Origin of the sequence: Corynebacterium sp. ES2730-CONJ (genome assembly GCF_024834055.1) — a bacterium.
In the GTDB taxonomy this organism is placed as follows: Bacteria; Actinomycetota; Actinomycetes; order Mycobacteriales; family Mycobacteriaceae; genus Corynebacterium.
Genome location: NZ_JANUXZ010000002.1, coordinates 222,389 through 236,746, shown reverse-complemented (window position 1 = coordinate 236,746; position 14,358 = coordinate 222,389). Strand labels below are relative to the sequence as shown.

Genomic DNA, 14,358 nt, shown 5'->3' with positions numbered 1-14,358 from the left:
CACCTATCAACTTGGAGCCGAAAAGGACGTGTACATATCTTATGAATTCAATCTTTCCTGTTGTACCCCACTGTGCCACCTCATCTCGTATCCGCCTAGTGCGCTGGGGCGTAAGTGTGCTTGCTGTTACAGGCGGTATCGTATCCGTGGCCCTGCCTACTGCTCTTGCGATCCCGCCAGGAGGTGCAGGACCTGATACGCCAGGGACATCCTCCTCGGTTTCCCCCTCTGTGGTGGAACAGTGCGGGACGCTGAGCTACCAAGTCAACGGGTACCCCGCAGGTGAAGTGGTCAATATCAAGATCGATGACGGGCGTGGTTTCGGCGGTGATGCGAGCGTCCAAGGTCAAGGTGTGATCGCACGACAAAAGATCGATAGTAGCGGTACCGCCTCAGGATCCATCTCAGTGCCATGTGATCTGCCCCCCGGAGAGCACTACCTACGCTATCTAGCCACCGAAGGAACGAAAAACCTAGGTTATACCAGCGTGGGCAATTCCTACTTCACAGTCACCGCCACCGTAGAGACACCCGCTACTAATCAAAATACTCAGTCCACCCCCACCCAAAGCGCCCGGGGGCGCGTGGGGCAATCAAGAAATTCAGATCGCGCATCCGCCCAACCAGGTGGACGTAATCGCCAAGCTGCGCAGCCTCGAGAAGAAGTAGTCTATGTCGACGAGTACGTCGATGCCCCCGCTCAAGCGGCTTCGCCTAATCAAGCTGCCCAGGCCCCACAGAACCTGGATAATTCCGCTGCGCGCCCTGAGTTTTCGGGAGATACTCATGCCGCCGGCTCCGCAGCCTCAGCACCTGCCAACACCGGAATCTTCGATAAGAAAAAGCAGCAGCAACAAAATGTGGCACAAGCTGCAGCGAATGGCAGCTCTCCATCGGCCCCATATGTGGGATTCTTTGTTGGCCTGGCGATCCTCCTTGTTGGCATGACTGCAATTAATGCGTGGCTCGTGGTTCAAAGGCGTCAATAAATATGCGATCTCGTTCCCCTCTATGGCTATATGGCGATATCTATGACGAGGCATAGGCGGCGACTGAGTTTTCTGCTCCTCGTTGCTGCGCTAGTCCTCATGGTTTTTGCTTCCTTAGCGCTGGGTTCCAATCCTCTGAGCTTAAGTGCAGTCATCGAGGCGCTATCAGGGCGCGGAGATACCATCAGTCGTACCGTTGTGATCGATCAACGAATTCCGCGCACTCTCGTGGTGATGCTCGTGGGTGCAGCACTCGGTGTGGCCGGAGCACTCATGCAAGCCTTAACCCGCAATCCGCTCGCTGATCCAGGCATCTTGGGCATCAATGCCGGTGCCTCCCTGGCCGTGGTCACCGGGGTAGCATTTTTGGGTATTCAAGGGATTGGCAGCTATATCTGGCTTTCACTCATCGGTGCGGTACTAGCCAGTATCGGTGTCTACGTTCTCGGTGGGGTAGGGCGCGCCTCAGTCAGCCCCGCCCGGTTGACACTAGCTGGTGTGGCCATATCGATGGCTATTTCTGCCTTTGTTCAAATGATCTTATTGAGCAACCAGAATGCCTTTAATGAATTTCGGTTCTGGGCAGCGGGATCCGTTGAAGGGCGGGGGGTGGATGTGCTGCTCACAATCAGCTGGATGATCGCTCTCGGCCTATTCCTTGCTTTGCTCGTCGCACCGTCGCTGAACGCTCTCAGCCTCGGGGAAGAAACTGGTAAAGCTCTCGGTGTAAAGGTGGGGCTTACTCGAACTCTCGTCGTGATCTCTGTGACCTTCCTATGTGGAGCCGCAACAGCCGCGGTCGGCCCCATTATGTTTGTTGGCCTCGCAGTTCCATATATGGCACGCGCTATCTGTGGGGCGGATCAACGTCTTGTGATCCCAACCTGCGTCGTGGCGGCACCAGTATTCTTACTCTTTGCCGATATCGCAGCGCGTCTGGTCGTGGCCCCCTTGGAGATCCAAACTGGAATTATGTCCGCACTCGTCGGTGGCCCAGTATTCCTTTATATTGTACGGGGCAAGAATCTGGAGACATTCTCATGAGTACGCCAGCGATAGCACCAACTCGATCCGATGCCCGGTTTTATACCCTTAAGGGTATTCGGTTAGAGAAACGATCCGTAATTGTCGGCACCATCTTTGCTGCGGTGATTGCCACCGCTATGATAGGCGCGCTGAGCTTGGGGGAATACCCCATGAGTTATAGTGAAACGGTCGCTAACCTCGTGGGCATGAGCGAGGATCCGTTGGGACAATTCTTCGTCCGCGATCAACGTTTGCCACGTGTGATTGCCGCCACTTTAGTGGGTGCAGGTCTGGGAGTGTCGGGATGTATTTTCCAGCAGCTCTCTGGCAACCCCCTAGGTAGTCCCGATATCATCGGCTTTACTGTGGGCTCCGCTACCGGTGCGGTTTTGATGATCACTCTCTTTGCGGCCTCCCCGGCCGCGATTGCCGTAGGAGCCGCGATGGGTGGAGTTGCCACCGCAAGCATTGTGTATCTGCTTGCTAGGCAGCATAAAAAACTCTCTGCCATTCGGCTGGTCCTTGTTGGTATTGGTATGGCCTCGATTCTGCAAGCCCTCAATGGACTTATGATCGTTAAGGCCTCCCTGAGCGCTGCTCAAACTGCTGCGCAGTGGTTGGCGGGTTCGTTTAACGCCACAACCTGGTCCGATGTGAGCGTTGCTGCGCTAGCTATGGGTACCTTGATTCCCATAGCATTTTTCTTAAGCCGGCCCTTGAGCATCATCATCAGTGGAGATGAACTAGCAACAGGGCTAGGTGTGCGGGTGGAAGTGCGACGCAATCAACTAATTGCGGTGGGTGTCCTTTTAACCGCGCTTGCTGTTGCGGTGGCTGGCCCCATTTCCTTTGTCGCCCTCGCGGCCCCGCAGATCTCTCGGCGCATGAGTCGCAGTTCTGGGGTGGGCATGGGTAATGCTGCACTCATGGGCGCTGTCCTCGTGATGGTCTCCGATTTGTTGGCCCAGCGGCTCTTTGCCCCCACCCAATTACCCGTGGGAGTCGTCACAGGACTATTGGGTGGGGTCTATCTTATCTGGCTGTTGGTGCAACAATGGCGCACCTAGGCAGACGGCACGATGACAAAAGAATTATCCATGAGAGTGGCGATCTATATAAAGAGGCAATGAGCGTGAATTATCAACAGCAAATCTTCGAGGAAGGGCAACCGAGCGCAAAGGATAGCGCCCTCCAAGTGCGTGAGCTATCCGTTGGTTACGGATCTCATTCCATTATTTCTCATCTCACTTTAACTATTCCCCGTGGTGAACTGACCGTTATCGTTGGCCCCAATGCATGCGGTAAGTCCACCCTGTTGCGCTCGCTGGTGCGCGTCATCCCCTCCCAAGGATCCATCCTTCTAGAAGGAGCAGATATTTATTCCTTGGGGGCTAAAGAGGTGGCCAGGAAGATGGGTCTTCTGCCGCAGAGCCCAGTGGCCCCCGATGGGATCGTGGTGGCCGATCTGATTGCACGTGGACGTTATCCGCACCAAGATATCCTAGGTCGCTGGACCAAAGCTGACGAAAAAGCGGTAGAAAGTGCGATGCGCCGTGCCCACGTTCTCGATTTACGCGAGAAGCGTATCGACGAACTCTCTGGTGGTCAGCGCCAGCGAGTCTGGCTTGCTTTAGTGCTCGCCCAGGACACTCCCATAGTGCTCCTTGACGAACCCACCACCTATCTGGATATCACCCACCAGGTGGAAGTGCTCAACCTCGCTCGCGATTTGCAGCGCCACGGTGTGACGGTAGTCATGGTCCTCCATGAACTAACCTTGGCTTTTCGCTACGCCACACATTTAATTGTGATGAAAGACGGAGCAATTCAAGCCACTGGACCCGTTGAAGACGTGGTGACCGAAGAGCTCATTAAGCGCGTATATGAACTGGACTGCAGGTTGGTGAAAGATCCCGAGAGTGGACGCCCAATCGTGGTTCCTCGCCTCACATAGGAGCTAGCAAGCAAGGGGCACACCAGATGGCGTGCAAGGAGCAGCATCACTGGCACTTTAAGATCTCGCACATTAAGGCCCGCTCATTTTATGGTCGATTATCGTAGGTCGAAATCGGATATAAAGCGTATGTAATATGGAATTCAAGTTTAACTGCAGTCTCAATAATACTGTGCCAGTACTGTGTCCTTATTCGCGTCTGCTATGGCGCACAAGAAAAAGAAAGAATATCGGGGATTCATATGCGCCGCTTTTTCATAGGTCTCGGCTTAGCACTTTTAACATTGCTCCTTATTGTGGGTTCCGCCTTCTTTTATGCACAAAGCCAGGTATTCAGACAAAAAGAACCCACCATAACGTCTACCGGCATCGCCGCATCTTTCAAAGATATAGCGGAATTAGCTGTGGAGGAATATACCTTTACCAATGTGGGCAAATTTGCAGATGAAGGCCACCAGATCTACGGCCTGACGGTTCCACTTACGGGCAAGAATTTTCTCATTACCTACGACGGCACCGTTAAAGCGGGGGTCAAAGACTTCAGCCAGATCGCTATTGATATGAGTGAAAACACGAAGAAGGTCACGCTGAAAGTACCGCGCGTAGAGATCATCGACTCCAAGATCGACCCCGACAGTGTGATTGTTTACGATCAAAGCTACAATCCCCTCAACCAGCTCAGCGTGGACGATATGACCCGCTTCCTTACTGTCGAAGGTAAAGCGGCAGAAACTCAGGCCATTGAGCATGGCATCCTCAAGCGCGCCGGGGAGCGCGTTGAGCAGCTCCTCGATACTCATATTAAATCCCTGCTCCTTCATACAGACAAGGAAGACTACGAAGTTACCGTAACCTGGAAGTAGTCTAGAGTAGGCCCTATAGCTAACCGTGAGACGAACAACTTTCCATTTTGCTCTTGACGAAGGTGACTGGGAGGGATCAAATTTTCCCAAAATAGCATCGTCGGACTTTTGGAATATAACTGGGACTACTCTTGTTAACGGATAGAGTACTCGCCCCGTGTCCCTGGTTCGATGTTTAGTGTGGTGTTACTTGTTGCCAGCAATGGGCCTTTAAACCATTCCAACGGCACTTGAGCTCGAGCCTACTGAAGTAGGCCCCAATAATTATAGTTCTATTCCCGAGTCTGCCTACGAAATGGTCGTAGTGTGGGCATATAGCTCAACTCCGCCGCTGGTCTCCTTTGTTAGGTGGCCAATTTTGCAGTCTATTTTTAGGGAAAGCCCCGTTGTCAGGTTATTTAAGTTAGACCTTAGCATTGAAATGGCTGACGGTCGGTAGTGTAATCGGCATGGTGCTGAGGCGCCCTCCTTCTCACCCGCAAGATATCTCCTTCACCGTCCACCGGCAATCTCAATGTTTAAAGAAGATTTCAGAAAATTCGTTAGTACCTTGGCATCTACTGATTTATTAGTTAGATAAAGCAACTAGGCGAAATTTCCGCTGTGCTGCACATTTTTTAGGATATCTGGCTCTTGTTCGAATGGGTGTTCTCTTCAAATTGGCTTCTTCTTCCTACTTGGCTCAGAAGGTGTTAGTAGGCGCGTCACAAACGAGTTTGCGACAGTGCTTTAAAGGTTCACACGGAACGAACCCCGTTCGGTGTGGTTAACGGATAACGTGAACCGAGGCTGGTAATAAAAGTCTCCCACCGAGCACTATCACTCTGAGTTTTTTAAAAGCCGAGATCTTGCAAGTAGCCAGCCTTATAAAGTATCAGGATCCGTTTTTCCCCTGGTTAAAACTAATTATCCCTCAGCAACATTGCTGCTACTATTAAGCTGGGCCACAAGTTTAAAGGCTCGGCCCCTTGTGGCGACAAAGTTGTTGTTCCCAGCTCTCGCAACAATCCTAACAGAATAAGGCTAATGCTGATCGCGCGAGTTTTTGGAGCCTTGCCATAACCTTATACCTGCTGGTACCAGCTTGGTGTTGGTCAATCTTGTGAAAATTCCAATCTTTGAGATGTGTAGCGCCGCACATTAGCCATATACCAGCTCGTGGAACGAAAAATTCCCTCGGATTAAATCGTACACTGCGACAGAAATTAGCAGGTGAGTACCATCTTCCTCCGTGTAGTTCTGGTGTGACCTACCGGTTAAAAACTGGCCCGTCAGAAAGCTGGTTAATTTGAGTATGTTCATACGTAACCTGGCAGTGGCGGGTTACGTCCGATTTAAGTTGAAAAGAAATTCCCAAACTCGCCAATTGCGGGCTATGTCTTTAGAGTGCATCACCAGAGCTATTTCTAGTTCCGAGGTCGCTAGACAAATCACAGATGCAGTTCATGAGGTTGGTCACCGGGAGATGGCAAATGTCCCACGTAAGTCGGGAGATCCTAAGGGTGGCTAACCAGTTTCTCGTTCAAGCGAACACTCGATTCCACCGATGTATTTTGAGCTCGCCCATTCGATAAACCAGTTATCTCACCCTTCGCGACTGTAGGGTTAAACTGCTTAGCGCTCGATAAGTACACGAGTTAACTCTCCGTCATCCGGGGCATAATGCGACCCTGATCATAAGATTCTGTTGGGTAACTGAATTATCCAACACTGTGGTGGTAGGTAATCGTGGGGACCAAAAGATCTTGAAACTTAGGTGTGGGTCGTTTCAGAAAGAGAGCGCGGGCTAAGGTTTAGTTCTTACTACTTCCGTCGATGGCGGGACGGGCGATCAGACGAAAAGAAAAATTTGAGATCAACCCTTGCTGTGCTCCGATTCTCCTTTGGGCTCTGCTCAATTGTCGATCAGGGAGAAAACTTTGTGTCGGAATTCCTTTTGGACACAGATAGCTACAGCGCTGTAGCTTCGCTTCTTGCTAGGAACTGTAACCTTTAAAGGCCTTCTTTGTGCGAGACCCTAGCTAAATCCAGCTTGGGTCCGAAGGTCGTAGGGAAATAGAAGGATTCAGCAGGATACAGAAGATAATCCATTGTCGCATCCAAAGAGTTGGAGTACAGTTGTTGTCGAGATTAAATCTATCTAAGGGAGTGATGGAGTGAACATTCGACAGTTCGAGGATGATGACAGTAGGAAAGAATATATTGAGCCTATCTCGTTGACGCATGAAGAAGAGGAAGAAACTAGCTACTCGAACGGTGATCCTTATGAGGTTTCCTACTATGGTCAGGATTTTGACGCCATAGGCTTGGTTCGTCGCTTGGACGAACGGGAAATCCTGATTCCGAGGTTTGATAGCGATGATGAAGAAGTCGAAACCGAAGGGTTTCAGCGGACGTTTGTTTGGAAGAAGCCCCAGCAGGATCGCTTCATTGAATCGATCCTACTTGGTTACCCCATTCCAAACATATTCCTCGTGAAGCAACAAGAAGAGAATTTTCTAGTTCTAGATGGGCAGCAGCGGTTAATTACCCTTCAAAATTTTTTGCCAGGGGAAGGCGGAGATGGCAAAAAGTTTAAGCTTGAAAACGTCTCAGAACAATTCAAGGGTAAAGCTTACTTCGATTTGGAACCGCGCCTCCAGAGAAAATTGAAAAATTCTTTGATTCAAGCGATAATCCTATCCACCACGCCAAAAGCGGCTAATCACCGAGCGGTATATCAAATTTTTGAACGGTTGAATTCAGGTGGAACCCAGCTCACAGCCCATGAAATAAGGATAGCCTCATTTCCTGGAAAATTGGTTCATTTCGTGGCAGAACTTAATCGAGAAGAAGACTGGCGAAATCTTTACGGGCAAACAAGCCCCCGCGTGCGCGACCACGAATTGGTAACTCGCATTCTCGCAATGTTCCTCGACTGGGAATCGTACGCGCGTCCCCTGAAAGGTTTCTTGAATAAATTCATGGAGAATGGGTTAACTCCCGAAGTTGAAAAAGCGGGATCTCTTTTCAAGGAGGCCTCACGTAGGCTAAACAGTGTCGGGGACAGCCGTTCAATTCTTCGCCTAAGCTCAAACCAGGTGAACACCTCTTGGTCGGATGCCATTTATGTCGGCCTAATGAAACGGCTAGAGGCTAACTGTTCCTCATTATCGGATGGTGAACTGGAGCGGATTATTGAAAAATGCCGCACTGATGATGACTTTAGGAGCGCGATCTCGAGATCAACCGCCGACGAAAAAAATGTTAAGTCTCGCATGGAGCTCGCCATTGCGGCATTTGCTGATGGGGGTCATTGTGAACAACCTAGACAGTAAGGTTGAAGTACAAAGTTTGATTGATAAAATTGACACCAAAATCTTGGATGACTCGCGAGACAGACTTCGGGATGTCAGTTCTCTGCTTGAAAAATTGTCTAGGGAAGAGCTCTCGGTGTGCAAATCTCGTTCCGAACCTGGCGAGTTTTCGAGTTCAAGCGATCGATTGGTAAGAGTTCATTTTTCGGCTGACATGCTGAGGCGGAGGCTCAAGGAATTCCTAATAGTGTCAAGTTGTGCCTATGTTGAATCGACTTTGAAGCATGTTGTAGCTTATTGCTTCTCCCTCTACTGTGATGTTGGGAACTTGCCGGGAAAACTGTCTCGCAGTATTGAAAAAGGGCTAAACACTAGTACGGGCGCAAATCCGCGGTATGGGAAAGTCTGTGAAGCGCTTGGATACTTCACAGATTCCAGTAGGGAGCAGTCTAAAAGCAATGAGGAGTGCCTGAAAGCTTTTAAGAAATCTATGGAAGCTAACTGGAAACCAGAGAATGAATGGTTGGCAGATCGCCAAAATTCAGACTCCTCATTAAAGGATCTGCTTGATAAGCTCGTTAATTCGAGAAATCGTGTAGCTCACGGAGAATCTTGTACCGACGGAGAGGCTGACGCCCTATTGTATGCTGAGGTCGCAATTAGTATCTCAGAATATCTGCTCGAGTATAAGAGTCATAGGAAACTTGAGCTGGAGGCCCGCCGTTCGACTCAATGAGTAGTCACGTTTGAGTAGACAATCACTAAAGAGAAGGCTAGCCTCAATTACTCATCGCCGAAAGGTTTTCGAAGTTGGTGGGGTTTCCCATTTTTCTTCGGATATTGTATTAAAGGCTCAGTAGAGGGTTCCAACTTCACCATATCCAATAGTATCGAGAATCAGGGAAGTAGAACATTTTATCGAATTGATTGAGATACTCACGGTACCCGGTATTTTTGCTTTTAGATCTGACTTCAGCTCCTCGCCGTTTCGAAAGTTCGCAAGCTGCACATGATGATCATCTGCTGTTTAGGGTGAGTGGGGACCCTCGTGTCATCAGACTTAAAAATCTTTTCCACAGTTTGCCGAAACCAAGTTTATTGCCCATTCCTGGTTAAGTGGGTCCATTTATTTTCCGATCTTGCGTTGGCTAGCTGTAGGTTGAAGGACATTTTAACGCATAAAAGGAACTCAAACTTCAAGGCGTTTAAAGCGGTCACTAGATTGCAAACATAGCGCCAAGATAGATTCAGTCAACGAGCGTTATTTTCACATAATTCAAAGCGACGTTGGAAGCTAGGCCTAGTTTCACCAACAAAGATTCACATTTTGCCGGGAATGGACATAAAGCCTCCTCCGACTGTAGTCAATCGCAGGATCTGCGTAGTGTATGAACCCCAGAACTTAGATTCGAAATTTTAAGGTGGTTAGCTCGTCTTAAGCAGGTCCTAGTTGTAAGCAGTAGGTATGATGCCCCGCGATTATTTCTTGAGTAATGCGTTCGACATTGTACGAATGTATTTAAGTAGCGATTGCGCGGTTGCTAGTCCGAAACTAACTGATTTTGACCTACCGAGATCGCCTGAAGCTGCTTTACAAACCAGCCTCAACATCCTATCACAGCGAAGCATGTTGATACTTTCTCCCATTCAAGTCTCAGTTTTACGTTTGCGAAACCTAAGCTTGGCGAGTAACCGGCTATAAGGCAGAACAACTCATACAGATGCATCTGGTGCATGCACATATCTCTTAAACGACAGCGAGCGTCTATAAGGAGCGTTGAATTAATCGGTGATATTTGAGAGCACCGAAAACGGGTATAATCATCGTTGAAGGTAGCTAATTTTGGTGCCAAGATTTGCTGTTAACGGTACATTAGCTTGGATCTAGTCCACGATCACTGGTCACAAGAGATGAAGTTCCCGACGGTGGTGTCTACTTAAGTCTTGATTGCCAACCGGTTTCACACATTCTGGAGATATAGACGATTGGCTCTTCGCTGATGCATTTTTCAGCATGATCGATCTCAGAGAGACCTGCGGTTGTAGTGAGTTTAGAGTCCCTCGCTATCAGGCGTTTATTTCTATGAGGTTAATAAGTATTGGCCCCATGAGATCATTATTCTTAAATAGTGAAGTTATCGGAACTGCAGTGGGATATTTGCAAAGGATGGGCAATAAGGCCTCGTCTTTTTAGTGGAACGGGTGATGCCGTGACGTAAGATTAAGTGTCAGATTTGATGGTATTCGGCATACTTTAGACAGCTTGAGTAGTTGGCCAGAACCTAAATTCAAGACGTCAAACTAGATGCGGGGCCTAGTGGCCTACGATGAGATAAGGATACTTGCTGCTATGCCCCGCGATAAAACAGAGTTGATTTTGGTAACCGAAGCTGAACACACAATCTGATCTGAATTCAGTTACCAACGAGAGCTGTGCTAGCGCAATAATCCGAGTTTCGGATGTTAGGTGACATTTTGATAGTACATCCGTGTAGAACCTGCGAGGGCATTTGGGAAACAAAGCTCTTGTGACAGGAATTGATCCTAACACGATCACAACCTTCACTCCTTAATTAAACTGTGGGCGTCGCTCTTTTGGCGGAGGATGGAGCGGTCTCGTGCAGTGGGATGCCCAGGAGCTGGGCATTAAGAACAGTAAACAGTGCCAATCAGAGGCCGAGGATGATTAAGACCCGACATCCCCCACTTTCATCAGGCTCACCTCTACCACATCAACTCTTCAACTTCGATTTCAGACTAATTACAGTTTGCGCAAGGCGGCGATAAGTTCAGATTGGCGCGCGAATATGACGCTTTCTATAGGGGATTGTCTCGGGAGTGCCCGGAGGTCCCTAGTTAAGTTGCTCGGAGAGTTAGTCTTCCCAAAAGCGTCAGAGTAAAAATTTTGGTTCGATGTAAGCTCTTTGAATATCTTTTTGTCAGGGCATCGGGAGCAGATGTCAGCAGTACGACATTAAGTGTAGAGAATCGAGTAGCGCTACCGGGGGCTGTTCAGATTTGTTTTTACTTCACTCTCGAAATGATATTTCCCTCGTTTTTACCGCTAGAATCTGTGAAACGTCGTTGCTTCCGCATTTATTCGGGCGCAGGATATGGCTGTGAGCGGTAAAATCGTGAGGTATCAGAATTTTCTCCCCCCCAACAAAAGAGGACCTCATGGCTCAAGACACAGGCGAAGAATATCCAGAGCAGAAAACACCAGCAGATATCTCAATCACTTCCGAGTCAGAAACCCCGCTCGAGGCTACCGATACTGAGGCGGACCACTATGCGGTGACCGCAGTAGAAACTGATATTGACGGTGACATTACCGTGGAACTAAAAGCCTTGGACACCCCAGAGGAGGGTACTGACCCGGCGCAGGTTGTAAACAACGATCAGGCGCTGCGCGCAGATGTCGGGGTGGAAAAGCCCGATATTGAGCAGGAGCTCGACGCTGGGGTCGTGGAAGAGGGACAGCAGCAATCCGCTGCTCAAGAAAAGCTGAATGCTGTCAAACAAGAGGGTGCTAAGAAACTCTACGAGGCCTCAGAGAAGTTTTCTGAAGCTTCAGAAAAAGTCAAAGAGGGGGCAACGGAGAAATTCCAAGAAACTTCCGCCATGCTCACCGAAACCACAGAAAAGGTGAGGGAGGGAGCGAGCGAAAAATTTAAGGAAACTTCCGCTAAACTCACCGAGGCTACGGAGAAAGTGAAGCTCGAGGCGGGCGAAAAATTCCAGGAAGCGAGTGAGAAGCTACAGGATTCCTCCGAAAATTTTCAAAAGAACTGGCCGAGTTATAAGGTGCGCATGGCTGCCCTGGTGCGCACGATCGGACGCGAGATCGCCAACGTTTGGGGTGCGCTTAAGCACTGGTCCAATAAATCCGTGCTGCGTGCGCTCGCAGTTTCGCTCGTCATCGTTTTATTTCTTTATGCCACACTGGCCTCGCTCTGGCTGGGAGATCCTGCATCCAGCTACCAATTTGCGGCTCTTACTCAAGTCGAAACCTTCAAATACGCCATTATTGCGCTGGTTGCTAGCGCCTATTTCGTTTTTCGATATTGGGAGCGCCGCGATTCTGCGACTAATCAGCTGGCCGAGGACGGTTTGAGTACCGATCGCCGTCTCGATGAGGCCATGGAAAAATTAGGTTCAGATTCCCCGCAGGTTCGCATTGCCGGCATCTATACCCTTGCAGATGTTGCCGATATCCGAGGTGGCTCTTATAAACAGCGAGTGGTGGATATCCTGTGTGGTTATTTGCGCAGTCATCGCGGAGACGATACCGATGGAGAGCGTGCTGTTGAGTCAACGATCTTCGGCGTATTCTCCGAGCATCTAGTTTCTGCTAGTGGCCTCGAAACTGCAGCGGGGAAGAAGCAGCTCAAGCCAATAGAACAGCTCTGGTCCGATTGCCGTTTCGATTTCCGCCACGCCTATTTCATCTCTGAGGTTGATCTCAGTCAGGCATCTTTTGATTCGGTGGCAGACTTCAGCGGGGCCACATTTACTCGCCCAGCTGTATTCAACTACGCATCTTTCGATGTTGATCCCGTATTTACTGATGCCCAATTCCTCGCTGAGGCCTCCTTCTTCCATACCGTATTCAGGCAAGGAGCGTGGTTCGGCGGGGCTAATTTCACTGAGGACGTGAGATTCGATAACGCCCAATTCCGGGGAAATGTGAATTTCTCACGAGCCCGCTTTGAGAAGGATCTGTGGTTGAGCGGGGTGACCTTTGCTGGCGATACCTTCTTTGGTGAGGCGAAAATCAACGATAAGGCGAGCTTCGTTTCGTCCACGTTCACCGGGCATACTGACTTCCAGTACACCACCTTCGGTGGCGAAACCATCTTTGACGGGGCACGCTTTGCCAAGGGCGTATGGTTCTTAAACTCGGTCTTCTACCAGAAGGTTTCTTTCCGTGACGCCTCCTTTGATGCCCACTCTGGCTTTAATGGCGCAACTTTTAGCGCAGAGAGCATCTTCGATGCAGCTACCTTTTATAAGGATGCACAGTTCGAAGGGGCTCGCTTTAAAGGCACGGCCTCTTTCGGCTCTGAAGAGGCACCTACTCGGATGGAGACCGGATCCAGCTTTGATTCTGCTGAAATTGAAGTGAGTGATCCTCCAGTCTTCGAGGTTGATCCCGTTGTAGAGTACTTGGTTTTCAACGACGCCCAATGGCCGGACAGCCTCAAATCCTACCGCTAGATTTTTTATCGAACGCTCGTGCTCCTAAAAGCTCATGCTGCATCCTCATGCCTCAACAAATAAGGATGCAGCATTGTGCTGCGATCGCGTGCGCCACGGACGTAGGCCCCTCGAGACGTGGATGCGCACACTATGAGTGATCGAACAAGCCCACTCAAAGTCGTATAATTGAGGTAAGCCTTAGCCTCGAGGTCTTTTATTGCTATGGTGACCGTAGATATAAGGAATCCGGCGAAGCAGAAGATTAAGCAGGGGCGTCTAAGGTAGGTAAAAGTATGTACGGGCTCATCATGAGGGTCCTACGAGTAGAAAATTTTACGTGCACAGTTTTACGAATCTGGGACCACAGTCCCACAATGAAGGCTGTACGGGTAAGCTCCCCGGATTTCATTCGGCAGTGCCAACCATGCGGCGGAGACTTTATTCGCTGCTGGTTTGCCCATCCAGATCAACCCACTAAACAAGTGATGCGAGGCTATACTCTCGTCGATATTGATAAACGCAGTGGTGAGTTCACTCTATACTTCCTGATCCACGAACCTTCAGGGCCGGCATATTTGTGGGTCCAATCCTTTGAGCCCGGGGACACCTTTGAGGCATCCTATTACGGTTCGACTCCCTTTGACCTGCCTGATCCACAGCCGAAAGGTTTCATTTTCATCGCCGATGCGGCTGGATTTCCCTACGTCAATTGTCTCGCTCGTCGCTTGACTGACGATCATGCTATCAGGGTGTGAATGCTGGAATGGCGAAAAAGTGATCGCACAATCCCGCTGCTGGACCATCCGAATATTGCCATCGAATGGGATCAGCCTGATTCACAATCACTGCTCGATGAGGCCAAGGAGTTTGATTGGGACGGGTGGTTCCCACACCTAGTGTGCGAGGCAAAGGTTTTGTTGGACACAAAGCGCTATCTGCTCAAAGAAGTGGCGATGGACAAAAGGTCTATGTACGTCCATGCCTGATGGGTCAAAGGTAAAGAAATGGGCAGTAGCAGAGATATATGAGTT

Annotated in this window: 10 protein-coding genes; all 10 read left to right on the top strand. The window is 49.6% G+C overall.

Annotated elements, in window-relative coordinates; translation table 11 throughout:
• Positions 1-41: 41 nt before the first annotated feature.
• The 10 genes from NXS13_RS03330 (at position 42) to NXS13_RS03285 (ending at position 14,313) form a co-directional block, all read left to right on the top strand.
• The gene (locus NXS13_RS03330) at positions 42-989 is read left to right on the top strand and encodes a hypothetical protein (RefSeq protein ID WP_259289362.1); all 948 of its coding nucleotides are present in this window, start codon (positions 42-44) and stop codon (positions 987-989) included.
• A 42-nt stretch (positions 990-1,031) separates the two neighbouring features.
• Complete coding sequence (locus NXS13_RS03325; protein ID WP_259289361.1) at positions 1,032-2,033, top strand: iron ABC transporter permease; 1,002 nt, start codon at positions 1,032-1,034, stop codon at positions 2,031-2,033.
• The gene (locus tag NXS13_RS03320) at positions 2,030-3,082 is read left to right on the top strand and encodes an iron chelate uptake ABC transporter family permease subunit (protein ID WP_259077357.1); all 1,053 of its coding nucleotides are present in this window, start codon (positions 2,030-2,032) and stop codon (positions 3,080-3,082) included. The genes NXS13_RS03325 and NXS13_RS03320 overlap by 4 nt, the downstream gene beginning before the upstream one ends.
• A gap of 59 nt (positions 3,083-3,141) precedes the next feature.
• Positions 3,142-3,969, top strand: coding sequence for an ABC transporter ATP-binding protein (locus NXS13_RS03315; RefSeq protein WP_259158000.1), 828 nt, complete (start codon positions 3,142-3,144; stop codon positions 3,967-3,969).
• A gap of 242 nt (positions 3,970-4,211) precedes the next feature.
• Entirely contained in the window at positions 4,212-4,832 is a 621-nt protein-coding gene (locus NXS13_RS03310) for a DUF4230 domain-containing protein (RefSeq protein WP_259158001.1), read from the top strand.
• A 2,156-nt stretch (positions 4,833-6,988) separates the two neighbouring features.
• The gene (locus NXS13_RS03305; RefSeq protein ID WP_259289360.1) at positions 6,989-8,149 is read left to right on the top strand and encodes a DUF262 domain-containing protein; all 1,161 of its coding nucleotides are present in this window, start codon (positions 6,989-6,991) and stop codon (positions 8,147-8,149) included.
• A 16-nt stretch (positions 8,150-8,165) separates the two neighbouring features.
• The gene (locus NXS13_RS03300; protein WP_259289359.1) at positions 8,166-8,864 is read left to right on the top strand and encodes a HEPN domain-containing protein; all 699 of its coding nucleotides are present in this window, start codon (positions 8,166-8,168) and stop codon (positions 8,862-8,864) included.
• 2,441 nt (positions 8,865-11,305) lie between these two features.
• A complete protein-coding gene (locus NXS13_RS03295) occupies positions 11,306-13,345 on the top strand; it encodes a pentapeptide repeat-containing protein (protein ID WP_259289358.1) in 2,040 nt (679 codons plus the stop codon).
• Positions 13,346-13,701: 356 nt separating this feature from the next.
• Positions 13,702-14,082, top strand: a complete 381-nt coding sequence (locus NXS13_RS03290) for a siderophore-interacting protein (protein ID WP_259289357.1) — start codon at positions 13,702-13,704, stop codon at positions 14,080-14,082.
• A complete protein-coding gene (locus NXS13_RS03285; protein ID WP_259158005.1) occupies positions 14,083-14,313 on the top strand; it encodes a siderophore-interacting protein in 231 nt (76 codons plus the stop codon).
• Positions 14,314-14,358: the final 45 nt, after the last annotated feature.

Bases quoted from the DNA above. Each gene is read 5' to 3' on its own strand.
- NXS13_RS03285 (WP_259158005.1), top strand. From the start codon at position 14,083: ATGCTGGAATGGCGAAAAAGTGATCGCACAATCCCGCTGCTGGACCAT.
- NXS13_RS03315 (WP_259158000.1), top strand. From the start codon at position 3,142: ATGAGCGTGAATTATCAACAGCAAATCTTCGAGGAAGGGCAACCGAGC.
- NXS13_RS03320 (WP_259077357.1), top strand. From the start codon at position 2,030: ATGAGTACGCCAGCGATAGCACCAACTCGATCCGATGCCCGGTTTTAT.
- NXS13_RS03290 (WP_259289357.1), top strand. From the start codon at position 13,702: ATGAAGGCTGTACGGGTAAGCTCCCCGGATTTCATTCGGCAGTGCCAA.
- NXS13_RS03310 (WP_259158001.1), top strand. From the start codon at position 4,212: ATGCGCCGCTTTTTCATAGGTCTCGGCTTAGCACTTTTAACATTGCTC.
- NXS13_RS03295 (WP_259289358.1), top strand. From the start codon at position 11,306: ATGGCTCAAGACACAGGCGAAGAATATCCAGAGCAGAAAACACCAGCA.
- NXS13_RS03325 (WP_259289361.1), top strand. From the start codon at position 1,032: ATGACGAGGCATAGGCGGCGACTGAGTTTTCTGCTCCTCGTTGCTGCG.
- NXS13_RS03330 (WP_259289362.1), top strand. From the start codon at position 42: ATGAATTCAATCTTTCCTGTTGTACCCCACTGTGCCACCTCATCTCGT.